This window comes from Methanobrevibacter smithii ATCC 35061, from assembly GCF_000016525.1.
Taxonomy (GTDB): domain Archaea; phylum Methanobacteriota; class Methanobacteria; order Methanobacteriales; family Methanobacteriaceae; genus Methanocatella; species Methanocatella smithii.
Map to the genome: position 1 here is coordinate 791,569 of NC_009515.1, position 25,238 is coordinate 816,806.

Sequence of the window (25,238 nt, forward strand, 5' to 3'; positions counted from 1 at the left end):
TGATTAAACAAAAATACCTAATTATTTATATGAATAAACACATTAATAAACTTTTAAAATAGGTTACAAAAGAATAAAATTAAAAAAAGTAGAATGATAAAATTGAACAAAATAATGATAATAATAAAAAAAATTAAAAAAAATGAAAAAGACTTATTCTTGAGTTTGTTCTAATCTCACAAGTCTTGTAACATATCCAGCGATTTTATTTCTTAAATGTTTAGTACTTACAGTGGAATATTCCATAACTAATTTTTTATTTTGGTCAAAATCAGTAGTGAAGACTCCTTTGTGAGTTTCTATAAGCTCTTTTGCTAAACGTTTAACAAATGAAGTTCTAATATTACCCATTAACATTCCTCCTTAAAATTTCTTTTTGCTCATTTTTACTTAATGTAGTTAGCATATCCATGATTTGATTACTAATATCAACATCAATATGGTTTTTTTCAGACAACTCCCCAATTTTTTTATGAATTGAATCCTCTCTTTTCTTATCATATACAGGCATGCCAATATAGTCCTTTGCAAGAGCTATATCCATAGCAAATGAAGTTCTCTGACAAATTAAATCAAAAATTTCATTATCAATTTCATCAATGCGTTTTCTAGAGTCTAAAAGCACTTTCTCGGCATCTTTTTTATCTTTAAAAGATTTTAGCTTGTAATTATTTTTCAAGAAATCACCATCTTTTGATAATAATGATAATAATATAATTTATTAGTATTATACTATTTAATACTATGGATTATTTGACGTTTCTAATAAAAATTTATTTTGGTCATACATAAAATTATTATCCTATAAACTGACACCCGATGTTATCAACTTTTGTTTCAATAACCCTTCCTTCATATTTGGACCAAGTTTCCTTAATATCATCAATTGCTTCATCCTCACATATAGCTACAAATGATGATCCAGTTCCAGATAAACCTGAAGCTATTGCACCAACTTCCAAAGCATCAATAGCTATATTGGAATCAAAACCTAAAGTGTTTGCATAAATTAAACCATTTAAATTAAGTGCTTTAAAATAATCTCCTGATCTGGCCAATCCGAAAGCTGTTTCAACAAGTGGTGACAGCACTTTCATACGGCCAACATCAGAACTTCCGGATTTAGAACCAAAATTAGGCATATAAACCAAAACAGGATATTCTTCCATTTTCTCTTTGATGATGAATTTTCTATTTTTGTTATCTGTAACAACAACTCCTCCAAAATATGAAGCTGTTGCATCATCAAATGATCCGGTTATAGTAACTTTTGCCTCAAGAGATGCATCAATAGCTAAATTGATTATTTCCAAATCATCAAGAGGCATTAAATTAAATTCTTCTGCAATAATTTTGGAAGATATACTTACAACAGCATTAGATAATGCACTGCTGCTTGATAATCCTGATGCCATCGGCAGTTCTGATTCTGTCTTAAAATTCATTCCAAAATCATCTGAAGAAATTCCATATTTTTCAAAAGTTTTTTTAGCACAAATCTCCATCAATGTAGTTGGTGCTCCAACATCATTAGAGCAGGTTATAGAACTATTTTGAGTATTGGCACAGCATTTTATATCCAAACCTATACCAAAAGCAGCACCGAAACCTGTAGCTATTGCATTAATTACTGTTGCTGAACCTGGAGACCTTACTGATTTTTTCATTATTTTACCTCATCATAAGGAATTTCAACTTTACTGAATATTTTAGCCCTGTTTCTTGCATTTGAAGCTAAATTACTTCTAAATTCATCATCCAAAATCATCTTATCAATAGCATCAGATATAGTTTCAGGACTGTTCGGGTCAATTAACAGCCCCACTCCAGGAGTTATAATTTCTTTAATTCCCCCAACATCACTTCCGATAACGGGTTTTCCGCAGGCCAGAGCTTCAATTAAAACCAGCCCGAAACTTTCTGAAAAAGACGGCAACACAAGCATATCTGCACATGGCATAATATTTTCCACATCATTTCTGGCCCCTGTGAAATAAACATCAGAAATATTTTCTTTTTCTGCTTTATCCTTAAGCTGTTTTAAAAGAGGACCATTTCCTACAACAACAAGATTATAATCAGTTTTAGCTATTTTTTTAGCTTCCAGTAAAGAATTTACATTTTTACGTTTGATAATATTGCCTACAAAAAGAACAATGGGCTTATCATTTTTAAATTGTGATTTGAACTGAGTATTTGAATTATTATTAAACTTATCAATATCCACAGAATTCCAATACAACCTTGTTTTATTTTCAATTCCAGGAACTTTAGTAGCTAATATTTCATCTTTCAAAGCATTGCTTACTGCAAAAATAACATCTGCCTTTTTTAATACTTTTTTAATAATAGGCCTCATGAAAAACTGTTTTTTATACATTTCAAACATGTCAGAACCATGTGCAGTTATATATGTTTTAATACCATGTTTTTTTCCAACTTCAACACTTGCTGCCCCTGCAGGAAACAGGTAATGGCCATGGATAATATCAATATCAACTTCTTTTAATAAGTTTTCCAATGCTTTTTTTGCATTTATCTTAAACATCAATCCACGGATTCCAGGAATATTAACTCCTTTGGTTCCGATTACATGAATACCCTCAATATCTTCAATATCTTTATGAGGATAAGTTATTACATAAACTTTATGACCTTGTTTTACAAGTTCCTTGGATAAAGTATGAATATGAACCCCTACACCACCTACATGAGGCGGAAACTGACCGACCATTGCTATTTTCATAATAAAAACCTTTCAAAATTATCATTTAAATAGTTACCTTCCATATCAACCAAAATAACATTTAAATCTAAATCAAATCTCTGCATACATCTCTCTTTAATAGCCAATGCAATACTATTACAAACATCCAAATGCAAATTTTCTTCATCTAAAATATCCAACATGTCTTCAGTTGTTTTAGAATCATACAGTTTCTGAAGTGTTTTTGTATCAGCACCGCAAATACCTGCATGAGTAATCATTATTTCCCGTCTTCCGTCTGCTATTGCATGTTTGGTGTTAAAAATTCCACCGGCTATTTTAATCAGCTTTCCAATGTGACCAAAGAAAGTAAATTCATCAATTCCTCTTTTTTTGGCTTCCTCAAACATAAAACCCACATAATTTCCAGTCTGAATAATATGCTGCTTTGTAATGTCAAGTTGCTTTAATGCCAATTTTTCACCAATATTTCCCGGAACAAAAACCAGATTATCCAAATTTAAAGCCAATGCAACATCTATTTGAGTAACAATGGAATTTTTATAAGCTTCACTAGACATGGATCTGGCTATTCCAGTAGTTCCAATGACAGATATTCCTCCAACAATACCCAATTTAGGATTCATTGTTTTTTTAGCTATCTTTCGACCTTCAGGAATTGAAATTGTTACTTTAGCTACTTTATCTTCCGGCAAAATCCTTTCCAAATTTTTCCTAATCATTCTGCGGGGAACCGGATTTATTGCATATTCCCCCACTGGAATTTGAAGGCCAGGTTTTGTTATTTTACCAACACCCTCACCACCAGTTATTATGACACTATCTCCATCACTGGTTTTATCCAATAATTCAACAGTAGCAACAATAGCCAGACCTACAGTAACATCAGGATCATTATAAGGATTCTTATGAGCTACAGCACAGGCAGAAGAATGAGATAACCTTTTGCATTCATCAATTATAATGTCTAAAGTTTTTTTAGGTGTTTTGACTTTGACACAATCAATATCTGAAGTATCCAAAATAGATTCCAAAGCTGCAAGAGAACAGGCAGTAGCTATAGTTCCAGTAGTAACTCCAGTATAATTTTCATTTGTCATGTTTACAAGTTATAAAAAAAGAAGATAAAATTAAATCAAAGATTTAACTTTATTAACAAGTTCATCTAAAGCAGGTGCACCAACAAATGCCACTTCATCATTAATAGCTATTGTAGGAACAGCCATAATTCCAAGGCCAATTGCTTTTTGCCTATTTTCTTCTGAAGCAATATTACAAACAATAATATCCGCAGCATCACCTAAAACTTCTTTTGCTTCATTAGCAACATTAACTGCAGCCGGACAATGAGGACAGCTATCAGATGTAAATACTTCTACTTTCACTACCATGGTTTTTATCTCCTATTAAATTAATTGATTGAATAATTTATGAAAACTTATATATAACTGTTAGCACAAGTTTTTAAGAAAAATTATTCATCAAATGGACACTACAAATATTTATTATATATGAAAAAAATAAATTTTAAATGATTACTATGGAAAATTTGTCAAATGATATAAAAACAATAATAAATACTGCTTATCCGTACATAAAGGAATTCAATCCCGCGCAAAAAGCAGTAATCGAATCAGGATACTTAGAAGATAAATCTAATTATATTATATCAATTCCAACGGCCAGTGGTAAAACAGTACTTGGAATTCTGCCTGCTCTGAAAACTATTTTAAATGGTGGAAAAGCCATTTATGCAGCACCCCTTCTTTCAATTCAAAATGAAAAAGTAAAAGAATTTAAAGCCTTTGAAGAACATGGAATTAAAGTAGGCAAACACCCATCCAACTCCGATTTATCTGTTATGGTTTTTGAATCATTTGATGCGCTTACAAGATTTTCCTGGAATGTACTTCGTGAAGTAGATACACTGATTATTGACGAATTCCATATGATCGGAGAATACTCAAGAGGACCCACATTAGAATCAGCTATTACAAGAGCTAAAATTATCAATCCAAGTTTAAGAATAATTGCTCTTTCAGCTACTTTAAAAAACATAGATGAAATTGAACAGTGGCTTGACGGGAAAACTGTAGAACATAATTACAGACCAGTGCCTTTAAATAAAGAAGTTTTGGATGCTGAAATGTTCAATACAAAAAATAAAAACGATGTTATTGTAAAAATTGTTGAAAAAGCTATTGAAGACAATTCACAAGCATTAAGTTTTGTGTCAACAAGAAGATTTACAGAAAGCTTAGCTACCTATGTCGCTAAAAAAATAGATAAAAAAACAACAAAGGAACAAAAACAGAAATTTAAACAGGTAGCTGATAAATTACTGGAAGTTCCAAAGAAAAAAGGATCACTTCCAACTACAACCTGTCTTAAACTGGCTGAAGCTGCTGAAAAAGGAGTTGTATTCCATCATGCAGGACTTTTCAATGAACAGAAAGAAATAATTGAAGATGAATTCAGAAACGGGAATATACTGATGATTACTGCAACTCCAAGTTTGATGTATGGTGTTAATTTGCCATCAAAATATGTGGTAATCAGAGACCACACCCGATGGACAAGCAACGGTCCTGCATCAATACCTGTTTTTGATTATGAACAGATGTCCGGAAGAGCCGGAAGACCGCAATATGATGATGTAGGGTATTCCTATTTGGTAGCTAAAACAATGGATGAGGCATTTGACCTGGAAGCTCGTTATGTTAACGGTGAAATTGAATTAACAAATTCAAAATTAATAGACAACAAAGATGCCATCTACAAACAGATTATAGCACAAATCGCATCTTCACTTTCCAAAAACCTTGATGATTTAAATGATTTCTTTGGAAAAACATTATACGGATTCCAAATGAAAAACAATCCATCCATGTCCATGTTTGCTCAGGACAGTTTAAACTGGGAGCTTGAAAGCGCTCTTGAATTCCTGCTTCAAAATGGAATAATAAGAGCCACCCCAGAAGGACTTAAAACAACAGACTTCGGTAATCTAATAGCTAAATCAAACTATGCAGTTGAAACAGCTGTAAAAATTAAGGAATATGTTTCAACTATGGAAAAATTAAACCCTGCAGAAATGATTTATGCATTAGCTGAAACTCCTGATTTACCATTAATTTCATTTAAAGGAAGAAAAAGCAAAGACCCTGTTCGTGACAAACTGTCTGAATGCGGCCTTTTTGCAGTTGATATAGGAAACCCCGAAGCCACTGCCGTTTCTTTAATCGAATGGATTGATGAGCGAAATGAGTATGAAATTGAAAATGCATACAATGTTTATTCAGCATCTACCAGAAGATCAGCTTATGAAGCTTCCCGTTTAGTTAAATTTGCTAAAAACACACTTGAAGTTCTTGGCAATTATTCCAACCTGAAAGACATGGATTATTTATCTGCCAGATTATATTACGGAGTAAAAGAAGATATAATCCCCCTTGTTGTAGGAGTTAAAAGACTTGGAAGAAAAAGAGCAAGACTTCTTATGAAAACATTCGGCGATAATTTAAGTGAAGCCAGTGAAAAAGATTTACAAAAAGTAGAAGGTATCGGTCCAAAACTTGCAGGTAAAGTTAAAATATTTACTATGAATCATTAAAAAAAGAAAGGATGAAACTATCCTCCACCATTAGCTGCACTGGAAGATATTTCAACATCCTCAAACATTTTTTCAGAGTTTTTAATGGCTTCAATATCTATATCCTTATCATCATGATAAGTTTTAGTTTTAAAATCTTCATCATTTAATAATTCTAATTTATTTGCAAGATACCATAAATTAGTTTTATCGATTTTAACCCAGGAAGCATCATTTTCCACTTTACTGTCAGTAACCTCACCAACAGTTCCAGTATCTACATATCTTACATGTGATCCAAGATCTATTTCCCTATTTCTTGCATCAACAATCATTTTTAAAAACCCCTTTTTAAGAATACTTATTTATTCTTCTTTTTCTACTTCAACTTTTTGAGCTTCAACTTCTTCTTCAGCTTCTTCAGGTTTAGGTAATTCTTTAGCTAAAATAACATATCCACCAATGGTTTCAATGTCTTCGAAAGGTACTTCAAGTTCTTCTTTAGAAAATACTCCTTTTTTTAAAGAAACAATCATGGAATTGATAGTTCCTTCTTTTTGATCAATATCAAAATCACTTACAGTTCCAACTTCATATGCGTTTTTATCTAAAACTTTAGAGTTTAAAACTTCTTTAATATTCATAGTTATCACATTATTTTTAGATATTTTAAAGAAAATATCTTCTATAAAACAGTAAATATTATAATTATATCAATATAAATAATTAACTATTAAATTTATAAAAGGTTAGAATAATATGGAAAATGCTTGTCGCATAATAATTGAGGACATTTTAAAAAACAAGATAAACACCAGAAAAGAGCTGGAAGTCAAAAAAAGACAGTTATGTCGTGACTTAAAGCTATCCAGATTTATGAGCAATGCAGATATTTTGGAATATGCAACTCCCCAAGAAAAAGAAATTGTTTCAAACATCTTAAAGAAAAAACCTACCCGAACAATGTCCGGTGTTGCAATAGTTGCTGTAATGTGCCATCCTCATGAATGCCCTCACGGAAGGTGTTTTTACTGTCCAAAAAATAACAATGCACCACCAAGTTATACCGGTGAAGAACCTGCAGCCCTAAGAGGTAGAATGTATGAATTTCATCCATATATACAATGTTTTAACCGTTTGAAACAGCTTAAAAAAATAGGACACCCAATTGATAAAGTGGAACTCATCATAATGGGCGGAACATTCCCTTCCAGAGACTTATGTTATCAGGAATGGTTTGTATCACAATGTCTAAAGGCAATGGTTGATTTTGGATTGATACTTAAAAACAAACCTGAAGACAACGAATACAATTTAGATCCTGCAGAAATAAAATGCTTTGAAAAAGATATTCTTAAAAGCTATGAACCAAGCAATTATGTACTTATTGATGATGTTCAAAAAGCCAATGAAAATTCCAAAGTAAGATGTGTCGGAATGACATTTGAAACACGTCCTGACTACTGTAAAAAAGAACACATAAATAGAATGCTTGATTTTGGAGTTACAAGAGTTGAATTAGGTGTTCAAACTTTATCTGACGAATTATACACTAAAATTAAAAGAGGCCATACAATAGCTGATGTAATAGAATCAAATACACTTCTTCGTGACAGTGCCGTAAAAGTAGCAATGCATATGATGCCTGGATTGTTTGTAAGTCCTGATGAAGATTTAAATATGTTCAAAAAGCTATTTAGCGATGATAATTTTAAACCGGACATGCTTAAGATTTACCCGTGTCTTGTTACCAAAGGCAGCGAGTTATATGACCTGTGGAAAGAAGGAAAATATAATCCGTATACTGATGAAGAAGCTGTTGATTTAATTGTTAAAATTAAACAGATTCTTCCAAAATGGGTTAGAACCATGAGAATTCAAAGAGACATTCCATCAACATTAATTGAAGCAGGAGTTCAAAAATCCAACCTTGGAGAACTGGTTTACAACAAATTAAAAGAACATGACATTAACTGCCAATGTATCCGCTGCCGCGAAATAGGTCATAAAAAAACAAGTCAGGAATATAGTTTAGATGATTTTAAATTATTTAAAGAATCATACAATGCATGCGGCGGTGAAGAAACCTTTTTATCAATTGAAGATAAAAACGAAGAAAGTATCGCAGGATTTTTAAGATTCAGAATTCCTTCACCAAATCACTACAGACCTGAAATCAGCGATGAAACTGCACTTATACGTGAATTGCACGTCTATGGAAATATGATTAAAATAGGTGGTAAAAATCCAAAAATAGGTCAACACACAGGATTTGGAGAAAAACTATTAAAAGAAGCTGAAAAATTAGCTATCAAGAAAGGAAAAGATGAAATAGCTATAATTAGCGGAATCGGAACCAGAAATTATTATCGTAAATTTGGATATGAAAGAAAAGGTCCATATATGGCTAAAAAATTAATCTGAAAAAATCAAGACAAAAGTATTATATAGATTATTCGTAATATTACTAATTAAATTACTTATATAGGAGTGTTATATAATGTATAAAATAAAAAACTCAAAAGAGTTAGCAAGCCTTATCAATTGTATAAACTTAAATAACATGATAAGTGAAGAAGAAATGGAAGAATATTTAGATAAATTGGGAGAACTAAACTTTAATTCCATTACAATAAGTCCGACATATGTATCATTAGCTAAAGAAAAATTAGCTGACAGTACTACAAAAATAAGTACTGTTGTTGGATTTCCTTTAGGTTTTGAAACAACAGAAGGTAAAGTAGCACAAGCAGCTAAAGCTCTTGAAGACGGAGCAGATGAAATTGAAGCAGTAATCAATTTAAACCACCTAAAAGATCATAAATATAACTTAATCCATGAAGAACTCAGCCAGTTAAGAGAACTTTTAGGAGATAAAACCTTAAAAGTCATTGTTGAAATGCAGGCAATAGAAGACAGTGAAAAAGCAAGTATTGCAAAAGTACTGGAAGAAAATAAAGTGGATTTCATCAAAACATCCACAGGATTCATTGCCCCAGACAATATTTATTCAAAAGTTAATGATATTAACATAATCCAAAAATATGCACCACAACTTAAAATTGAAATTTATGGTGGCGTAGATACATATAAATTAGCTAATCAGCTTTTAACAGGTGGGGCTGATTTAATCGGCAGTGACAACGGATACGAAATTGTAGATAAATACCGTACTTTAAGAGAAAACACTCAAGTAACACCAAAACCAATAAGATTCGATTAGAATCTTAATCCATCACTTTTTTTAAATTTAAATAAAAAATAACTTTTTTTAATAAATAACAATATTTTAAAAAAATAGTCAGTTCAAATAAAGATAATAAATATTTTAAAAGTAGTTAATGCCATGGGCCGGACTTGAACCAGCGACATCCAGATCTTCAGTCTGGCGTTCTCCCAACTGAACTACCATGGCATATGGACCGAACGAGATTCGAACTCGTGATCTCCTCCATGTCAAGGAGGAATCATACCCCTAGACCACCGGTCCTATGCAACATTACTTATTTTATTTAACATAGTATATAAAGTTATCTGTTACAATAAAAACCGATGAAAAATAAAAATATAAAAAATTGACCAAGAAAATGGCCAATAGATTTAATAAATTGTTAAAAAGCCTATTTGATAGCTAATTTGATATCTTCAGCTTTTACAGTTTTTCTACCAGCGTGGCGTGCGAAATTTACAGCTTTTTGTGCAATTGCGTCACCTTTTTCTTCTAATGCTTCAGCTAATGCAATTTTTGCATCATCACTAATTCTTTGTGCGCCAGCATTTTTTAAGATACGACCGACTGGTGCGATTGGTAATTCACTCATAATGACACCTCCAATTAAAACATAGTACCATATAGTATATAAATGTATCGGCAATAATGGCTATTTACCCTTTATACAATAACCATAAACATAATAGTATATCATTTTCCAAATTGGAAAATTTAAAAAACAAAGTTAATAATTGAAGAACAAAAATAAGCAATGATAGAAAAATAAACCATAACAGAAAAATAAAAAATTATTTTGACACAACATCACCCTTAAGGTAAGTAGCTGTTGCATCAGTGATTTTAACCTTAATAAAGTCTCCTAAATTAACACCGTCAACAATTACTGGAATATAAGAATCTGTTTTAGCTATAAATCCACCTTTAGAACCTACTTCCACAACAACGGCATTTTGAACAGAACCAACTAATTCTTTGTTTTCTTCTTCAGTAATTTCAGTTTTGATTCTAGACAAATTCCTAGACCTTTTTTTCATGACTTCATGGGGAATTTCCTTAAGAGAAGATGAAACTGCACCTTTCCTATGCTGATATTTTGACAAATGAATCAAACTTGGTTTTATATTTCTAAGTAAATCAACAGTTAACTGGAAATCTTCATCACTTTCAGTTGGATATCCGACAATAATATCTACCGCCAAGGTCAAATCCGGAATTTCACTTTTAAATTTTGAAACAATATCCAGATACTGATCCAGTGTATGGCCTCTTCTCATTTCAGATAAAACTTTATTGCTTCCTGTTTGTACAGGCAAATGAATGAAATTATATACCTTCGGATGTTTAATTGCATCAATTATTTCATCAACATTATTTAAAATGTTTTTAGGATGCATCATTCCAACACGAACACGAAATTCTCCATCCAAATTAGCCACTTCTTTAATTAAATCAGACAGTTTTTCGCCACTATCATATCCGAAAGCGGCAGTGTCCTGAGCAGTAAGCTGAATTTCAACAGCACCATCATCAATAGCTTTTTTAGCTTCGGCAACTATATCCTTAATCGGATAACTGTTTAATGGTCCTCTTGCAAAACGAGTACAGCAAAAAGTACATGCTCCCAAACAGCCCTCAGCTATTTGAATTATGTGAATTAAAGAACCATCAGAAACTTTAGGAACCCCAACTTTACTGTCTTTTGAAAATCCGCACTCACGAATAACCCTGCCACAATAAGTTCCGTTAACTACATCTGCTGTTTTATTAAGTTGATGAGGTCCTATCCAGCTGCAGTCAGGAGCTACTTTTTCTAATTTTTCAGGATCAATTTCAACCATGCACCCGCTTACGATAACTTTTTTATCTGGAAATTTTTCCTGCAACTGCTGAATTTTATAAACTACCTTATTTTCAGTCGGGAGCTTTACATAACATGTATTTACAATTATAACATCTGCCAGTTCAGGAGAATCAACCAAATCAATATGATTTTCTTTTAAAACTCCCCCCATTATCTGAGCGTCGGCTTTATTGAATGTACAGCCATATGTGTCAATATATACTTTCATGAAACTTACTCGCTTAATGTTTTCTTAACAATATATTTGGTTAAATCATAATCGAAATTATTGAATTTAACAGGTTTTCCATAAACTCTTTTAATTACTTCAGCTCTTGCAAATCCGGAAGTAATTTTACGTTCCTGTGTTTTAATAACATGTATTCTAACAATGTGCTTATCAATTTTAACAATATCTTCTGTAGATATCTGGAAATCCCTGTCCAAATCCAATTTATATGAATCGACTTCACCATGCAAATCAACAGAAAATCCTATACGTGCAGGAATTTCAACTGAATTGGCCCATATTGTAACAATATCTTCAACTAAAGCTTTTTTAACACGTTTATTTTCAGTTTCAATACTTGTTATTTCAACCTGACCTTCTTCAGTAAGCAAACTATCTCCAACAGCCAATTCATCATTAGGGGATAATTCGATGAATGTTTTTATAGATTCACCCTGCTTTGAAATAATAACCCTATACAATTGAGGTTTTTTAGATGAAACAACATTTTTAAAAACATGACCGCAATCTACACATTTTAATAAATATTCTTCCGTAATCTTCTTTTTAGATGATTTCTGCTTTGAATTTAAAATATCAAAATCATCAGAACCGCAAATTGGACACTCCATTATTAATGCCTCCAAAAAATAAAAATTATTGTTTTTCTTTTAGATAATGATTAACAAGACCATTATCTTCTAAAATATCTAACATAAACTCTTTAAAAGGTTCAAAAGTAACTGATTCACCAGTAGTTTCATTAGTTAATATTCCTTTTGACAAATCAATGTTTATAATATCTCCGTCTTTTGCCTGAATATCACAAACAATTACTGGCAATCCAATGTTAATTGCATTTCTGTAAAAAATTCTGGCGAAAGATTTAGCCACAATAGCATCTACACCTGCAGTTTTAATAGCTACTGGAGCCTGCTCTCTTGATGAACCGCAACCAAAATTTTCATCAGCTACTATTATGTCTCCTTTTTTAACATTCTTTGTAAAATCTGGACGTTCTCCTTCAAGTACATGATCAGCCAAATCTTGAGGATTAAAGGTTCTCAAATATCTTCCGGGAATAATAACATCCGTATCAATATTTTCACCAAAAGTCCATGTTTTTCCTTTAATTATATCCATATATACCACTTATTTTTGGATTTCATGACCATAATTTTGTGCTTTAGTTGTAAGAACTATGCCTCTGTTTCCGACATACTCTTTAATCTCTTCAACTATGTGTTTATTATTTTTATCAAATACTGAATAAACTGTAGGTCCAAAAGAGCTCATACCTACACCATAAGCTCCAATTTCCCTTAATTTATCCGTCAAATCCCTGATTTGTTGAGACTGAAGCGAAACTTCCACATTTTTAAATCCTCTTTTTTGAATTTCATCAATTGAATGGCCAAATGCTGGCAAATCCCTTTCAAGTAAAAAAGGAATCATATTCATAAATATAATGTGGGAAGTTTGTTCCACTTCATTTTTAGGAACAGGACAGTAATCCTGAAATATGTTTACTTCCTTTTGACCGTTTACTGTATTTTTGGAATCAAGAATAACCAGTAAAATCTCCCAATCATCAGGAAAATCATAGTGAGCCAATAATTGAGGAGGTTTAGCTTGTGAAGCAGATGATGGTAAAAATGATGATTTTGATTTTAAGCTATGTCCACCATCTACAATAAATCCCCCAAAATCAAATGAAAACACACCAATTCCGGAAGTTCCTCCACGTCCGATAATTTCTCCTAAAGAATATCCGTTTGAATAAGCACCAATATGTTCAGCAATAAGCTTTCCGGTTGATAAACCCATTTGAGTTCCAGAACCTAAACCAGAATGAGGAAGATAAGCTTTATCCACTCTAAAATAAAATCCTTCGTCAATATCAAAATGGTCAATTACTTTTTGTGCTGCAGAAGTTATTTTAGATACACATTCATTACGAATCACATCGTTAAATTGAGTATTATCCTTGAAATCAACAGTGATTCCTTTTTCTGCCGGTTCTCCGTATAAGACAAAGTTAGGGTCTTTAATTGTAAGACCTATTCCTCCATCTATCCTTCCATAAGACCCATTCATATCAATTAAAGTTAAATGAAGTCTTGAAGGTGACTTAATAATCATGTATTTAAACCCTCAGTTTTTATCTTCTTTTAAAGGTGTTGAGAATTCTTCTTCCACACTTTCACGATACATGGAATTCATAGTACAGAACGGAATAATTCTACCGTCTGGAGTTGCATAATGAATAATACATTTTTTAACTCTATCTTCATCAAAATTAAATGGATCCATAAAGTGCATACAGGAAATAAGCATAGCATCTTTTGAAAATTCTCCTAAAGCATCATAAGATCTTTTAGTAAATACATTTAACAATATTTTCTTAATATCCAAACCTTCAGGTACTTCATTAGTATTAATCAATTTGGGAAGGTTTTTCACAGCACTAGCTTCAACCCTTTTCTTAATTCCAAATCCACCTTTTTCAAGTTTGTCGGAATATTTGTCCAATAATTCAAATAACCCTTCAACATCAATGAATTTAGTAATAGGAATCAAATTGTTTAATGTATTTTTCCCTTCAGTTTCTTCCATAAACACATAAGTAGCTATTCCACAGTGCTGATTACAGTTTAAAGTAACACCCGGACTTTCGCCTTCAAGAGCACCGATAAAACGTGCAAATGGTTCTACAGAAGATGGAGGATAAAAATCATCAACATTTACATCACCATGAGTTTGTTTAGCAATCTCATTAACAAAATCAGGAATAGTTATCCTTTGTTCTTCAACCTGACTTGCAGGAGTTCTTCCTGAAAATGAAACCGGCTGGAAATTGACTCCATAAACATTTTCCCTATGATCAAATGCAAATTTAATAATTTCACCGATTTGCTGATCATTGACACCTTTAATTAATGTTGGAACAAGAACTACACCAAGACCTGCTTTTCTACAATTTTCAATAGCCTGAATCTTTTGAGGAAGTAAATTTTTACCTCTGTTATTGATATATGGTTCAGGAGTTACACCATCAAAAGCCAAGTATACTGTGTTTAAACCAGCATCTTTTAATTCTTTTGCAAAATTTTCTTTTCTAGCTAATCTTAAACCATTAGTAGCTATTTGAACATGAGTAAAACCTTCTTCTTTAGCCATAGCTACAAGTTCGACCAAATCCTTCCTAACAGTCGGTTCACCACCCGCATATTGAATAGCTGGAGTTGGATGAGGTTTTAAATTCCTCAGGTTCCTTAACATTTCCCTAATTTCATCCTGTGTAGGTTCATACAAACGTCCGGAAACAGCCGCATTTGCAAAACAAACAGGACATCTTAAATTACATCTATTTGTAACATCAATTAAACCTAACACAGTGGAGGTTTCATGGTCTTCACAAAGCCCACAATTATTAGGACAATCTCCGAATTTCTCTACAGAAGGGTTTTCAACTGAAGTTATTGTAGGTTCAAATTGTTTAACCCTATTATAAAGCTTATCATCACTCCAATATGTATTTACAAACTCACCATGTTCATCACAGGTTTTTTTAATCAAGATTTTACCGTCTTCATCAAAAACCTCTGCATCAAGTGGTTTGAAACAAATTGGACACAAACTTTTTGTCATTTTTATTCTCACAAAATCACCCTTTGCTAATAATTAATAAACTATTAACCATTCATTACATAATATAAATATATTAACTCAATTTAATATTTAAAGTTAATTAATGTTTTAACATTAAATATAAAAGATAACACATACAAAGATAAAACTTAATAAAAAAATGAGGAACATATATGGTTGATAATACCCAAATTTTTATAATGGCTTGTATTACTATCCTATACTTTATATTGCCTGCTTATGTGTCAAACGGTTCTGCATTAGTCTTTGGAGGAGGCCTTCCTTTAGATTTCAAAAAAACAGACAAAAATGGCAACCGATGGATAGGTAACGGAGTTACATGGAGAGGATTAATCGGTGGGACAATTATGGGAACCCTTATGGGAGCAATTCAGGGATTGCTTGGGCCAATAATACTTGAAAACTTTGGAGAATTTATTTATACTCCCATCTGTACAAATTTAGTAGAAGGAATAATAGTAGGATTTTTACTTGGATTCGGTGCAATGGTTGGGGATGCAGTAGGAAGTTTTTTAAAAAGAAGAGTGGGAATTGGACAGGGAAAACCTGCCCCCATTTTAGACCAGATTGATTTTCTTATTGTTGCTTTAATATTCAGTTCAGTAATGGTAAGCTTTTCCATAACAATTATTGCAATAGCTGTTGTATTAACATTGATTATACATTTAGTGGCCAATACCGGAGCTTACTTAATAGGAATAAAAGATGTATGGTATTAAACCACACATTTAAACTTTTTTTAATTTAAAAATTTGTTCATCATCACTGCAGTACCAACTGCCGGTGCAACAACACATTCTTCATCAGTTAAAATGGTATCCATAGATTTAACTTCAAGACCTAAGAATTCTGCAGCTTTTTTATCTAAAATATCTTTTCCAAGACCAGTAGTTACAATTAAATCCAAATTTTGAGTTTCAGATACCTGTTTTAAAGCATCTGCAATTTGTTCAACCTGCTTTTGATGAGTGAATTTAGCTAATTCAACAACATCATCTTCACTTAATGAATCCAAATCAGCACACAATACTCTTGCTATTCTTTTCATACAACTTTTTTTAGACTTGTTTTCACCATCAAAAGTATCGCAAACATAATCATCTAAAGTTATTAAATCCAAAACAGTATAAACATCTGCAGTTTGTGCAAATAACTCGGAAGCTACCCTGTATTCTTTTCCATGTAACTGAACCTTATCCAAGAAGCTGGCCAAATTGGTTCTTAATGTTCCTGTATATACCAGTTCGCCGGTAGCCAGTCTTTCAAAATCTGATCTTCCAATTGCACATTCTTTTCCGTCTTTAATTGGAATAATATCAGTTGTTGTACTTCCAGTATCTATGAAAATACAATTATCACTTATTAATGTAGCTATTTGGGCAGTAGCTATCCAGTTAGCAGCTGCTGCCTTTAAAGGAGTTTTTTCAATTTCTTCTTTTGATAACATCCCATCAATTCCAACATAAGCTGTCGGACACTCAAAAGTTTCCTCACATTTTTTAACAACATCTAAAACTCCGTCTTTTTTTGTATCATATGCATCCACCAATTCTGCAGTCATAGATATTCCTACAGCATCAATTTCATCAATCGGACAAATATTTTCAATCAATTCAGTTAAAACTTTAGGTAATGCTTCATTATTGCTCCACATCGGAAGATAAGCAAAATCCACTTCAATATTTTTTACTTCATTATTTTCAAAATCAACAACTGCCAAGTCAGTGTTTGCACCGCCAATATCAAAACCTGCTACTTTCATTCTTAAATACTCCTAATTACTAAATTATCCCCTGATTTTTTAAATTCAATTTTTCCATTTAAATCTATTTTTTCATTTAAATCTTTAATATCTACATTTTTATCAATCAAATCAATGATAGATGAACCAATATTAATATTGGCTATTTTTTTAAGACCTGCGTAAGGAGTGGTGAATCTGGAATTAATTTCAAGGACATAAACATCCTCAATGTCTTTTTCATCATTGCTGATTACCAAATCCACACCAACAAATCCTTTTAAGCCATCAATTGATTCAACTGCTTTAATGGCTGTTTTAAAAGCCAAATCTTTAAATTTGCTTTCAAATGGGATTTGTCCCCCTAAATAAGTTCCCTTATCACCAGTTAAATCTATAATCTGTTTATTTAAACTTATTGGAATAGCTGTACTGCCGTCACAAAGCAAACTAACACTAATATCTGTTCCTTCGATAAATTCCTGAACTATTACTCTGGAACCTGGAAGAAATATTTTTTCCAAACTATAATCCAAATCATCAATGCCATTTATTATTTTAATATTTTCACAATCCACACCAACAAGAGGTTTGATTATAAGTTTTAAATCATCCAATGGTTTTTCAGCATGCCATTTTTTATAAAGGTTTTCCAATGCTCTTTTCCAATATCCCACTTTGTCTATTTTTAATTTAAAAGTTCTAGGCTGTGGAACAATATTGTATAACAATTCATAAGAAACAAATTTGTCAGAGGAATTGTAACATGCTTCAGAAGAGGAATTATAAATTTTTACATTATTCTCTTCTAAAATTTTTGTAATATTGTATAGGCTATTATTATTTTCTGCAGCTATGAAAATAGCTTTTTTAAAACTAGCTGCATTTTTTTCAAGCCAGGAAATTATATCTTCATTAATAAATATTGGTGTAACATTATCATAATCCTCTATAATCTCCTTGTAAGATTCATTAAGAACAACTGTTACATTATAATCTTTTAAATCATCTAAAAGTGAAAATATTAAAGCTTCTGCTTCTGAAATAATACATTTATCTTTTTCACCGGAAGCTGTAAAATATTCGAACAGTAAAATTGAATCATCATTGATAGACATCATAAGTAATCATCATACCTTTTAAATTTAAATTATTCAATGGGAAAATCATTTTTTCACCATCAAAAACCATATGCACTAATGCATTTTCATTTTCTTCAAATTCCTTAACAGAAACATCTTCATTAATTTTTATCATTTTACGGTCAAATGATGACATTATATTTTCAGGGGCTTTAATATCCAATAAACCATTATTATATGCTTCTTCGATTGCATCAATAGTTTTAATAGCTGCATCCCCTTTTCCATAAGGATTTTTAGCATTTTTCATTTTATTTGCAAATTCTTCATCATTGAGAATCTTTTCAGCGTTTTCTAAAATATTATTTTTATTAGCTCCCACCAAAATATTTCCCCCTGCACTGACTGTTTCAGGCCTTTCAGTATTATACCTTAAAGTTAAAACAGGAACATCCAAAGTAATTGCTTCTTCCTGAAGACCTCCGGAATCTGTTAAAATTAAAGTAGAATGTGAAGTTAAAATTAAAAAGTCCAAATATCCCAACGGTTTAATAATATGGACATTGTCCAATTCATTTAATTCATCAAATAAATTAAAGTTCTCCAAAGTCTTTTTAGTTCTTGGATGAATCGGAAAAATAATATTCATGTCTTTAAGTTCTTTTAAAGAAGAAATAATATTTATTAACCTTTCCTTATCATCAACATTTTCTGCCCTATGCATAGTCAAAGTTAAAATATTATCCATATTTTCAATGTCCAAGTTAGCCAAAGACTCTTCCTGAATTCCCGCTTTGTTTGCTATTTCCAAATGCCTGAAACAGGCATCAACTACAGTATTTCCTGTAATAAATAGTTTTTTTCTTGAAATTCCTTCAGCTAAAAGATTAATTGCAGATTCTTCAGTCGGAATAAAATACATTAAAGAACAGGCATCTGCAGCCATCCTATTTAATTCTTCAGGCATCGTAATATCAAATGATCTGAGTCCCGCTTCAACATGTCCAACAGCAATATGTAATTTAGAAGCCACCAGTGCTCCTGCAAGAACTGCATTTGTATCTCCCTGAACAAGAACTATATCCGGTTTTTCATCAAGCAAAACTTCTTCGATACCCTGCATCATCAAACCAGTTTGTTTTCCATGGGAACCAGAACCAACGTGAATATTATAATCTGGAGATTTGATTTCCAAGTCTTTAAAGAAATTATCCGACATTTCTTTATCATAATGTTGGCCAGTATGAATAAGACAGGAAGTTATACCTCGCTTTTCAATTTCATCAATAATTGGAGCCATTTTAATAATTTCCGGCCTAGTTCCAAGTATAATAGCTATTTTCATTTTATCGACCTATATAAAATTAGTTAATCATGAATAATAAATGTTGGTTATTTAAATAGTATAAACTTCTACTAATACACATTGGGGTGATTATTATGACCGACCTTGATAAAGAAATTGAAGAAAAAATATACGATATATTAAAAAAATATCACAAAGACGAAGACTACAATTTAAATTATCTTATTACAGATGATATTGTAACCTTCTTTTTAAGTATAAATGAAGGTAATTTAGTTACCATGGAAGATTTATACAAAATTTCAGGGATTTTGAATGCTAAAATCAAAGACATGGTTCTTGTAAATCAAGAATACAGATTTTCATTTGAAATGGAAAAATAGAATTTGGGACATCTTATTTCCCGAATTCTTCTTTTTTATCAAAACTTATTTTTAATGCAGAATTTTTTCATAATAAACTCAAGTAACAATAAAAATTACCTGTTTTTTAGTTTATCCGTTCCAGATCTTCCAAACTTTTTATCATGGATTCCCTTATAGCATATTTTCTTTGCAAATCGCCTAGTGAATCAACTAAATTTCTTTTAAAGCGTTCACAGGCATAATCATCATAAACAAATTTAACCCCATCATATTTAATATCCATTAAAATCAGATAATCCGGATCCAAAACTTTAATATTGGCTCTAGGGTCATTCTCTGCAGGATTTAATAATTCTTCAACTTTTTCCAAAGATAACTTCCCAATAGCTACATCAACAAAAACACGCATCATTTTACGAACCATGTTCCATAAGAAGCTTTCCCCATAAATATCTACAAAAACAGGTGAAAGTGTGTCATGCAAATTTGGAAATTCCTTTTTATGATAATCATTGAGATTTGCTTTGGTGATTTTAATATCATCAATTGTTCTGGTTGTTGTTTTTTGGAATCGTTTAGTAAAATTAGTAAAATTATGAGTTCCTTTAAAAATTTCAGCTACTTCATTCAGTTTATACAAATCCAAATCAGACCTGAATAAAACATAACGATACTGTCTCATTTCAGCATACCTCGGTTTAAAACCAAATCTTACCGGAGCTTTAGCCAGTATCTGAATATCATCAGGCAAACTGTTATTGATTTCATTAACTCTAACTTCTTTTTCAGACTGGAAACTGATTACATTACCTAAACTATGAACTCCTGCATCAGTTCTGCCGGCTATTCTAAATCTGGACTTTTTTAAATCATCAATATAACCTAGTTTACGTAAATGGTAAATCAGCTCTTCTTCAACAGTTCTTAAATCAGGTTGTCTTTGAAAACCATGAAAATTAGTTCCGATATAGCCAATTTTTAAAGCTGTCCTCTTCATAATAATATATTATTATAAATATTAATTAAAATAAATTTTGCAAAAATAAAAAAAAGTAAAAGGTTATTCAACACCTTTTAATGATTCAACCATATTTAATTTTCTAATTTTTCCTGAAAACATTAAGTTAACCACTATGGATAATGAAAATGTTATTATAAAACTTAACATTAAGTTTCCAGGACTTAAGGTTATAGGAAATTGGAATGAAGGTCCTGCAGAATCCGTCATTGATTTCATTAAGAGATAACCGAATGGAATTCCCAAAACAAAACCCATTGAAGTAAACCATAAATTTTGCGTCAATAATAACTTTCTCAAATTATTTGTTTCAAATCCTATAACTTTTAAGGTAGCTATTTCCCGCTCAATTTCTGTAAATGACAACAATCCCAAATTATAAAGGACAATAACAGCCAATAATGCTGCAAAGAATATTAAAATAGATACCATTGAAAGCATTGATTCAGATATCTCATTCCAATTTGAAACAGCTGTATCTAAAGTATTTACTGCTTTGATTCCATTATAATCTGAAGTTACATTCTGAGATGTAACAATACTTGTTGGAGTATAATTCAATCCCAAATCTTCAAAATAATCAGGAGTCATTATTAATCCCTGAGATATAGGGTCTGCATGAATAGAGCTTACTTTGGTAGATACCCATTTGTCATTTCCTACAATATGCCATTTGATTGTGTCTCCTTTTTCAACACCCAAATTATCAGCCATCTTCATGGAAATGGAAACACCGTCATCAGGAATTTCTGTCGGATTTCTATGTTTATCTGTTGGAGTTACCAAACTGCTTTTATTTAAAACCAGCAGCGAACCTGAATCCCTATGGTCATTAACATCAAATTCTATTCTGCCTTCCATTAATTGAGTACCTTTAACCTCATCAGTTATGCTGTTGATTTGACTAATTGATGCATCATTATCAACAATTAATTTAGAGGAATAATGATTAATGTCTTCATATTCCCAGTCACGCAAGTCATTCATTCCGTCATACATTCCAAATGCTGAAACAAGCAGTGCAGTACATCCTGCAACACCTACAATTGTCATTAGTGACCTTGTTCTATTTCTTTTTGCATCCCTATAATTCCAGCGTGCATTAAAGCTGAATTTTTTCCATATCTTTGACTTTTCCAGCAATCCTGAAACTGCAACTTTAGGAGATTTTGGCCTGATTGAATTTGCAGGATTTTCTTTAGAAATACTTCTTGTTGCCCAGTAAGAAGCTATTAATGATACACCAACCATTAATGCTGCAACTATGACAAAACTAATACTGTATCCAACACTCCATCCAGGTAATGTATAAACAGCCTGCATTGATTCTAAAAACAATTTTGGAATAGTCAATGGCCCCAATATTAATCCCAAAATACTTCCTGCCAAAACTAGCCAGAAACCGTACGAAATATAGTGGAGCATTATAGTTCTGTCTTTAAAACCTACCGCTTTTAAAACACCAATCTGAGTTCTCTGATGATTAATTATCCTTGCCATTGTAGTTAACAGAGTTAAAACAGCAATCAATATGAAAACAACCGGGAAAATATCACCCATCATTTTATGCTGATCCAGTTCCTCATTAAATTGAGAAACACTTTGATGATCTGCCTGTTTTACAAATGAACTGTAATTTCCACCAATAACTGAATCCAAATCAGCTACATAATCATTCGGATTTCCATTAAAATCAACAAGCAATACATTATACTGTATTTGTGCTGGAAATGCCTTATAAGACAGGTAAGCATAACCTGTTTTATTGAAATCTGTAATAATTGAAGTATCTGAAGGAGTATAAACATTTTCAGGAGAATAACCAAGACCTTTAATTTCTTTATTAATGGTTAATCCATTAACTGAAAATGAAATGTTATCCCCAACATTTAAATGTTTAGCATCGGCAAAACGTTTATCTAACCACACACCATCTTCATCATCAATATCAACATCTTTTCCTTCAACAAGATAAAATTTAGAAATATCATTATTTTCTACAAAGTGCAGCGTCACATCAGGGTCATTATCAAAATCACCTACCGAATTAATAACCAGCTGTCTTTCACTGGCTGTAGTTGCACTTAGATTATCAACTTTATCTACAGTAGAATTATCCAGATGACTGCTATAAATCCATCCATCCGCTAAATTTGTAGCATCATAATAATCATTTACACTTTGCTCAAAACCAGTGTATTCCCCACCGATTCCTGCAAATACAAATACTCCTAAAAAAGCCATTAAAAAGATTGAAAGAAATTGAGATTTATGATTTTTAATATCCCTAATCATCTTTTTAGACAACATAAAATCACCATTCCAAATCAGTTACTTTTTTAGGGTTTTCATTAATTGTTATGCTTTCAATTTTACCATTTTTAATTCTTATAACCTTGTCTGCAGCTTCAGCAAGAATTGCATTATGTGTAACAATAACTACAGTGGAATTGTTGTTAACACTCATATTCTGAAGTAAATTCAAAATTGAAACACCTGTTTTAGAATCCAGTGCTCCAGTAGGTTCATCACATAAAAGCATAGACGGTTTTTTAGCAACAGCCCTAGCTATTGAAACTCTTTGTTGTTCTCCACCTGACAACTGTGAAGGAAACTGATTAGCATGCCTGTCCAATCCAACAGATGCCAGAACTTTCATTCCATCAATATCAACATCTACAATATCCTTCATAAGTTCAACATTTTCAAGAGCAGTCAAATTGGGAATTAAGTTATAAAATTGAAATATGAAACCAACGTTTTTAGCTCGGTACTTAGTCAGCTGATTGTCATTGAAGCTTTCAATATTGTTTCCATCTACAATAATTTTACCACTGGTGACAGTGTCTAAACCTCCTAAAAGGTTTAAAAGAGTTGATTTTCCAGCTCCCGAAGGACCTAAAATAACAACAAATTCACCTTCTTCAATAGTAAAATCGATATGATCAATAGCTGTTAAAATATGCTCTCCGGATTTATACTCCTTGACCACATTTTCAAATTTTACAATATCACTCATATTAAATCACTTAATAAGATATTAATTAAAATATTATATAAAAATATTATATAAATATTTAGTCATACCTAAATTTATTATTGGCAATATCATATATATTTTTTCCAAAAAAGATTTGCATTTAACAGTAACTATTAAACCATATTAATTATAAAAATATTATAAACCAAAAAATTTAGTAATGGAGTTATAAATGTCATTTAAAAAAGATGAAATGTTAATAATGCCTGCAGTTGATATTAAAAATGGCAAATGTGTACAGCTAGTCCAGGGACAACCCGGAAGTGAAATGATAGCTATTGAAAACCCTGAAAATGTTGCAAAACACTGGGAAGATTTGGGAGCTGAAAATTTACATATTATTGATTTGGACGGCACGATTGACGGAAAAACCAGCCTCGATGTAATTAAAAAAATATTAAAGGAAGTTAGTGTACCTATACAATTAGGCGGAGGCATAAGAAGCATTGATTATGCCAAAAGACTTCTCGATTTAGACATAGAAAGATTAATTATCGGAACTATGGGCATTGAACATCCTGAAACCATAACCAAACTGTCTGATGAATACGGATCAGAACGAATAATGATTTCACTTGACAGTAAAGACAACCGGGTTGTAATTAAAGGATGGCAGGAAAAGATTGATAAAAGTCCGGCAGAACTTTCAAATGAATTTAAAGAACATGGAGCTGGAAGTATTCTTTTTACCAATGTTGATGTTGAAGGTTTATTAGGAGGATTTTATACTGAGCCGGTTATTGAGCTTAAAAACTCTGTTGACTTGCCGATTGTTTATTCAGGAGGAATAACCAGTATTTCCGATGTTAAACAATTAAATGAAAGTGGTGTTGAAGGTATCGTAATTGGTTCTGCACTTTACAAAGATAAAATCGATTTAAAAGAAGCTTTAAAATACCAAAACAGGTAGTGAAATTATGAAAAAAGTAATGGCAACAGGTACATTCGATTTATTGCATCCGGGACATGGAATTTACCTTAACGAAGCTAAAAAACTTGGAGGCGAAGACGCTAAACTTTATGTAGTAATTGCTCGTGATTCAACTGTTGAAAAAAGAAAAAGATACCCCATAGTTGGAGAACAACAACGTTTAGAGTTAATAAAGATGATAAAAGGAGTGGATGAAGCTTATCTTGGTAATGAAAATGGAGACTTCCTTAAAATTGTAGAAGAAATTAATCCTGACATAATAGCTATTGGTGCTGATCAAAGACATGACATTACTAAATTACAAAAAGCTATTAACAAAAGAGGATTAAAAGCTAAAGTGGAACGTGTGAAAGCATACCACAATGCAGAATTAGACAGCAGCTGTAAAATTATTAAAAAAATAAAAAAAATGGATTTCAAAGGAAAAATAAACGATAATTGTGATTAGTGAGGTAAATAAAT

27 protein-coding genes and 2 tRNA genes are annotated in these 25,238 nt (G+C 31.7%); 7 read left to right on the forward strand and 22 right to left on the reverse strand.

Going from position 1 to position 25,238, the window contains the following annotated elements; translation table 11 throughout:
* Positions 1-153: 153 nt before the first annotated feature.
* The 6 genes from MSM_RS04155 to MSM_RS04180 all read right to left on the reverse strand — a co-directional run bounded on the left by MSM_RS04155 (position 154) and on the right by MSM_RS04180 (position 4,119).
* The gene (locus tag MSM_RS04155; protein WP_011954113.1) at positions 154-351 is read right to left on the reverse strand and encodes a 30S ribosomal protein S17e; all 198 of its coding nucleotides are present in this window, start codon (positions 349-351) and stop codon (positions 154-156) included.
* Positions 344-679, reverse strand: a complete 336-nt coding sequence (locus tag MSM_RS04160) for a chorismate mutase (protein ID WP_004033094.1) — start codon at positions 677-679, stop codon at positions 344-346. Before MSM_RS04160 ends, MSM_RS04155 begins: the two co-directional genes overlap by 8 nt.
* 118 nt (positions 680-797) lie before the next feature.
* Entirely contained in the window at positions 798-1,667 is an 870-nt protein-coding gene (locus MSM_RS04165) for a shikimate kinase (protein WP_004033093.1), read from the reverse strand.
* Complete coding sequence (locus MSM_RS04170; RefSeq protein ID WP_011954114.1) at positions 1,667-2,746, reverse strand: glycosyltransferase family 4 protein; 1,080 nt, start codon at positions 2,744-2,746, stop codon at positions 1,667-1,669. Before MSM_RS04170 ends, MSM_RS04165 begins: the two co-directional genes overlap by 1 nt.
* On the reverse strand, positions 2,743-3,828 hold the full coding sequence (cbiD, locus tag MSM_RS04175; protein WP_004033091.1) for a cobalt-precorrin-5B (C(1))-methyltransferase CbiD: 1,086 nt from the start codon (positions 3,826-3,828) through the stop codon (positions 2,743-2,745). The genes MSM_RS04170 and cbiD overlap by 4 nt, the downstream gene beginning before the upstream one ends.
* A gap of 30 nt (positions 3,829-3,858) precedes the next feature.
* The gene (locus MSM_RS04180) at positions 3,859-4,119 is read right to left on the reverse strand and encodes a thioredoxin family protein (RefSeq protein WP_011954115.1); all 261 of its coding nucleotides are present in this window, start codon (positions 4,117-4,119) and stop codon (positions 3,859-3,861) included.
* Positions 4,120-4,259: 140 nt separating this feature from the next.
* Here MSM_RS04180 and MSM_RS04185 point away from each other — a divergent pair, with 140 nt between their 5' ends.
* The gene (locus MSM_RS04185) at positions 4,260-6,341 is read left to right on the forward strand and encodes a DEAD/DEAH box helicase (RefSeq protein ID WP_011954116.1); all 2,082 of its coding nucleotides are present in this window, start codon (positions 4,260-4,262) and stop codon (positions 6,339-6,341) included.
* 17 nt (positions 6,342-6,358) lie between these two features.
* Here MSM_RS04185 and MSM_RS04190 read toward each other — a convergent pair whose 3' ends face one another.
* Positions 6,359-6,655 (reverse strand): DUF2098 domain-containing protein, encoded by a 297-nt coding sequence (locus MSM_RS04190; RefSeq protein WP_011954117.1) that lies wholly within the window; start codon positions 6,653-6,655, stop codon positions 6,359-6,361.
* A gap of 30 nt (positions 6,656-6,685) precedes the next feature.
* Positions 6,686-6,964: a PRC-barrel domain-containing protein gene (locus MSM_RS04195; protein ID WP_011954118.1), complete on the reverse strand. Its 279-nt coding sequence runs from the start codon at positions 6,962-6,964 to the stop codon at positions 6,686-6,688.
* A gap of 115 nt (positions 6,965-7,079) precedes the next feature.
* Between MSM_RS04195 and MSM_RS04200 the strand changes: the two genes are divergently transcribed.
* Positions 7,080-8,744 carry a tRNA uridine(34) 5-carboxymethylaminomethyl modification radical SAM/GNAT enzyme Elp3 gene (locus MSM_RS04200; protein ID WP_011954119.1) on the forward strand — a complete coding sequence of 555 codons (1,665 nt, stop codon included), beginning with the start codon at positions 7,080-7,082 and terminating at the stop codon, positions 8,742-8,744.
* 76 nt (positions 8,745-8,820) lie between these two features.
* A complete protein-coding gene (gene deoC, locus MSM_RS04205) occupies positions 8,821-9,543 on the forward strand; it encodes a deoxyribose-phosphate aldolase (RefSeq protein WP_011954120.1) in 723 nt (240 codons plus the stop codon).
* Positions 9,544-9,662: 119 nt separating this feature from the next.
* Here the strand turns inward: deoC and MSM_RS04210 are convergent.
* The 8 genes from MSM_RS04210 to tes form a co-directional block, all read right to left on the reverse strand.
* Positions 9,663-9,735, reverse strand: a tRNA-Phe gene (locus MSM_RS04210).
* Between the two features lie 3 nt (positions 9,736-9,738).
* Positions 9,739-9,810 (reverse strand) — tRNA-Val (locus MSM_RS04215).
* Positions 9,811-9,940: 130 nt separating this feature from the next.
* Entirely contained in the window at positions 9,941-10,141 is a 201-nt protein-coding gene (locus MSM_RS04220) for a histone family protein (protein WP_004033084.1), read from the reverse strand.
* Between the two features lie 199 nt (positions 10,142-10,340).
* Positions 10,341-11,621 (reverse strand): tRNA (N(6)-L-threonylcarbamoyladenosine(37)-C(2))-methylthiotransferase, encoded by a 1,281-nt coding sequence (locus MSM_RS04225; RefSeq protein WP_004035564.1) that lies wholly within the window; start codon positions 11,619-11,621, stop codon positions 10,341-10,343.
* A gap of 5 nt (positions 11,622-11,626) precedes the next feature.
* A complete protein-coding gene (locus MSM_RS04230) occupies positions 11,627-12,253 on the reverse strand; it encodes an HVO_0476 family zinc finger protein (protein ID WP_011954121.1) in 627 nt (208 codons plus the stop codon).
* 25 nt (positions 12,254-12,278) lie between these two features.
* Entirely contained in the window at positions 12,279-12,764 is a 486-nt protein-coding gene (hacB, locus tag MSM_RS04235; RefSeq protein WP_011954122.1) for a homoaconitase small subunit, read from the reverse strand.
* Positions 12,765-12,773: 9 nt separating this feature from the next.
* Positions 12,774-13,763 carry a beta-ribofuranosylaminobenzene 5'-phosphate synthase gene (locus MSM_RS04240; RefSeq protein WP_011954123.1) on the reverse strand — a complete coding sequence of 330 codons (990 nt, stop codon included), beginning with the start codon at positions 13,761-13,763 and terminating at the stop codon, positions 12,774-12,776.
* Positions 13,764-13,775: 12 nt separating this feature from the next.
* Entirely contained in the window at positions 13,776-15,272 is a 1,497-nt protein-coding gene (gene tes, locus MSM_RS04245) for a tetraether lipid synthase Tes (protein WP_011954124.1), read from the reverse strand.
* A 173-nt stretch (positions 15,273-15,445) separates the two neighbouring features.
* Here tes and MSM_RS04250 point away from each other — a divergent pair, with 173 nt between their 5' ends.
* The gene (locus tag MSM_RS04250; protein WP_011954125.1) at positions 15,446-16,012 is read left to right on the forward strand and encodes a CDP-2,3-bis-(O-geranylgeranyl)-sn-glycerol synthase; all 567 of its coding nucleotides are present in this window, start codon (positions 15,446-15,448) and stop codon (positions 16,010-16,012) included.
* Positions 16,013-16,032: 20 nt separating this feature from the next.
* On the opposite strand, the gene MSM_RS04255 is transcribed toward MSM_RS04250, so the two are convergent.
* From MSM_RS04255 to wecB, 3 genes are read right to left on the reverse strand one after another with little or no spacing between them, the layout of a single operon-like run.
* Positions 16,033-17,055, reverse strand: coding sequence for a hydantoinase/oxoprolinase family protein (locus tag MSM_RS04255; RefSeq protein ID WP_011954126.1), 1,023 nt, complete (start codon positions 17,053-17,055; stop codon positions 16,033-16,035).
* Between the two features lie 2 nt (positions 17,056-17,057).
* Positions 17,058-18,155: an ATP-grasp domain-containing protein gene (locus MSM_RS04260; RefSeq protein WP_004033076.1), complete on the reverse strand. Its 1,098-nt coding sequence runs from the start codon at positions 18,153-18,155 to the stop codon at positions 17,058-17,060.
* Entirely contained in the window at positions 18,139-19,461 is a 1,323-nt protein-coding gene (gene wecB, locus MSM_RS04265; RefSeq protein ID WP_011954127.1) for a non-hydrolyzing UDP-N-acetylglucosamine 2-epimerase, read from the reverse strand. Before wecB ends, MSM_RS04260 begins: the two co-directional genes overlap by 17 nt.
* A gap of 95 nt (positions 19,462-19,556) precedes the next feature.
* Here wecB and MSM_RS04270 point away from each other — a divergent pair, with 95 nt between their 5' ends.
* Complete coding sequence (locus tag MSM_RS04270) at positions 19,557-19,805, forward strand: hypothetical protein (protein ID WP_004033074.1); 249 nt, start codon at positions 19,557-19,559, stop codon at positions 19,803-19,805.
* Between the two features lie 106 nt (positions 19,806-19,911).
* Here MSM_RS04270 and truA read toward each other — a convergent pair whose 3' ends face one another.
* The 3 genes from truA to MSM_RS04285 all read right to left on the reverse strand — a co-directional run bounded on the left by truA (position 19,912) and on the right by MSM_RS04285 (position 23,824).
* The gene (gene truA / locus MSM_RS04275) at positions 19,912-20,784 is read right to left on the reverse strand and encodes a tRNA pseudouridine(38-40) synthase TruA (protein ID WP_011954128.1); all 873 of its coding nucleotides are present in this window, start codon (positions 20,782-20,784) and stop codon (positions 19,912-19,914) included.
* Positions 20,785-20,847: 63 nt separating this feature from the next.
* A complete protein-coding gene (locus MSM_RS04280; RefSeq protein ID WP_011954129.1) occupies positions 20,848-23,115 on the reverse strand; it encodes an ABC transporter permease in 2,268 nt (755 codons plus the stop codon).
* A 4-nt stretch (positions 23,116-23,119) separates the two neighbouring features.
* Complete coding sequence (locus MSM_RS04285; protein WP_004033071.1) at positions 23,120-23,824, reverse strand: ABC transporter ATP-binding protein; 705 nt, start codon at positions 23,822-23,824, stop codon at positions 23,120-23,122.
* A gap of 193 nt (positions 23,825-24,017) precedes the next feature.
* Here MSM_RS04285 and hisA point away from each other — a divergent pair, with 193 nt between their 5' ends.
* Both hisA and MSM_RS04295 read left to right on the forward strand, forming a co-directional pair.
* Positions 24,018-24,755 carry a 1-(5-phosphoribosyl)-5-[(5-phosphoribosylamino)methylideneamino]imidazole-4-carboxamide isomerase gene (gene hisA, locus MSM_RS04290; protein WP_011954130.1) on the forward strand — a complete coding sequence of 246 codons (738 nt, stop codon included), beginning with the start codon at positions 24,018-24,020 and terminating at the stop codon, positions 24,753-24,755.
* A gap of 7 nt (positions 24,756-24,762) precedes the next feature.
* The gene (locus MSM_RS04295; protein ID WP_004033069.1) at positions 24,763-25,224 is read left to right on the forward strand and encodes an adenylyltransferase/cytidyltransferase family protein; all 462 of its coding nucleotides are present in this window, start codon (positions 24,763-24,765) and stop codon (positions 25,222-25,224) included.
* Positions 25,225-25,238 lie beyond the last annotated feature (14 nt).

Bases quoted from the DNA above. Each gene is read 5' to 3' on its own strand.
- MSM_RS04155 (WP_011954113.1), bottom strand. From the start codon at position 351: ATGGGTAATATTAGAACTTCATTTGTTAAACGTTTAGCAAAAGAGCTT.
- MSM_RS04165 (WP_004033093.1), bottom strand. From the start codon at position 1,667: ATGAAAAAATCAGTAAGGTCTCCAGGTTCAGCAACAGTAATTAATGCA.
- MSM_RS04170 (WP_011954114.1), bottom strand. From the start codon at position 2,746: ATGAAAATAGCAATGGTCGGTCAGTTTCCGCCTCATGTAGGTGGTGTA.
- cbiD (WP_004033091.1), bottom strand. From the start codon at position 3,828: ATGACAAATGAAAATTATACTGGAGTTACTACTGGAACTATAGCTACT.
- MSM_RS04180 (WP_011954115.1), bottom strand. From the start codon at position 4,119: ATGGTAGTGAAAGTAGAAGTATTTACATCTGATAGCTGTCCTCATTGT.
- MSM_RS04185 (WP_011954116.1), top strand. From the start codon at position 4,260: ATGATTACTATGGAAAATTTGTCAAATGATATAAAAACAATAATAAAT.
- MSM_RS04190 (WP_011954117.1), bottom strand. From the start codon at position 6,655: ATGATTGTTGATGCAAGAAATAGGGAAATAGATCTTGGATCACATGTA.
- MSM_RS04195 (WP_011954118.1), bottom strand. From the start codon at position 6,964: ATGAATATTAAAGAAGTTTTAAACTCTAAAGTTTTAGATAAAAACGCA.
- MSM_RS04200 (WP_011954119.1), top strand. From the start codon at position 7,080: ATGGAAAATGCTTGTCGCATAATAATTGAGGACATTTTAAAAAACAAG.
- deoC (WP_011954120.1), top strand. From the start codon at position 8,821: ATGTATAAAATAAAAAACTCAAAAGAGTTAGCAAGCCTTATCAATTGT.
- MSM_RS04220 (WP_004033084.1), bottom strand. From the start codon at position 10,141: ATGAGTGAATTACCAATCGCACCAGTCGGTCGTATCTTAAAAAATGCT.
- MSM_RS04225 (WP_004035564.1), bottom strand. From the start codon at position 11,621: ATGAAAGTATATATTGACACATATGGCTGTACATTCAATAAAGCCGAC.
- MSM_RS04230 (WP_011954121.1), bottom strand. From the start codon at position 12,253: ATGGAGTGTCCAATTTGCGGTTCTGATGATTTTGATATTTTAAATTCA.
- hacB (WP_011954122.1), bottom strand. From the start codon at position 12,764: ATGGATATAATTAAAGGAAAAACATGGACTTTTGGTGAAAATATTGAT.
- MSM_RS04240 (WP_011954123.1), bottom strand. From the start codon at position 13,763: ATGATTATTAAGTCACCTTCAAGACTTCATTTAACTTTAATTGATATG.
- tes (WP_011954124.1), bottom strand. From the start codon at position 15,272: ATGACAAAAAGTTTGTGTCCAATTTGTTTCAAACCACTTGATGCAGAG.
- MSM_RS04250 (WP_011954125.1), top strand. From the start codon at position 15,446: ATGGTTGATAATACCCAAATTTTTATAATGGCTTGTATTACTATCCTA.
- MSM_RS04255 (WP_011954126.1), bottom strand. From the start codon at position 17,055: ATGAAAGTAGCAGGTTTTGATATTGGCGGTGCAAACACTGACTTGGCA.
- MSM_RS04260 (WP_004033076.1), bottom strand. From the start codon at position 18,155: ATGATGTCTATCAATGATGATTCAATTTTACTGTTCGAATATTTTACA.
- wecB (WP_011954127.1), bottom strand. From the start codon at position 19,461: ATGAAAATAGCTATTATACTTGGAACTAGGCCGGAAATTATTAAAATG.
- MSM_RS04270 (WP_004033074.1), top strand. From the start codon at position 19,557: ATGACCGACCTTGATAAAGAAATTGAAGAAAAAATATACGATATATTA.
- truA (WP_011954128.1), bottom strand. From the start codon at position 20,784: ATGAAGAGGACAGCTTTAAAAATTGGCTATATCGGAACTAATTTTCAT.
- MSM_RS04280 (WP_011954129.1), bottom strand. From the start codon at position 23,115: ATGTTGTCTAAAAAGATGATTAGGGATATTAAAAATCATAAATCTCAA.
- MSM_RS04285 (WP_004033071.1), bottom strand. From the start codon at position 23,824: ATGAGTGATATTGTAAAATTTGAAAATGTGGTCAAGGAGTATAAATCC.
- hisA (WP_011954130.1), top strand. From the start codon at position 24,018: ATGTCATTTAAAAAAGATGAAATGTTAATAATGCCTGCAGTTGATATT.
- MSM_RS04295 (WP_004033069.1), top strand. From the start codon at position 24,763: ATGAAAAAAGTAATGGCAACAGGTACATTCGATTTATTGCATCCGGGA.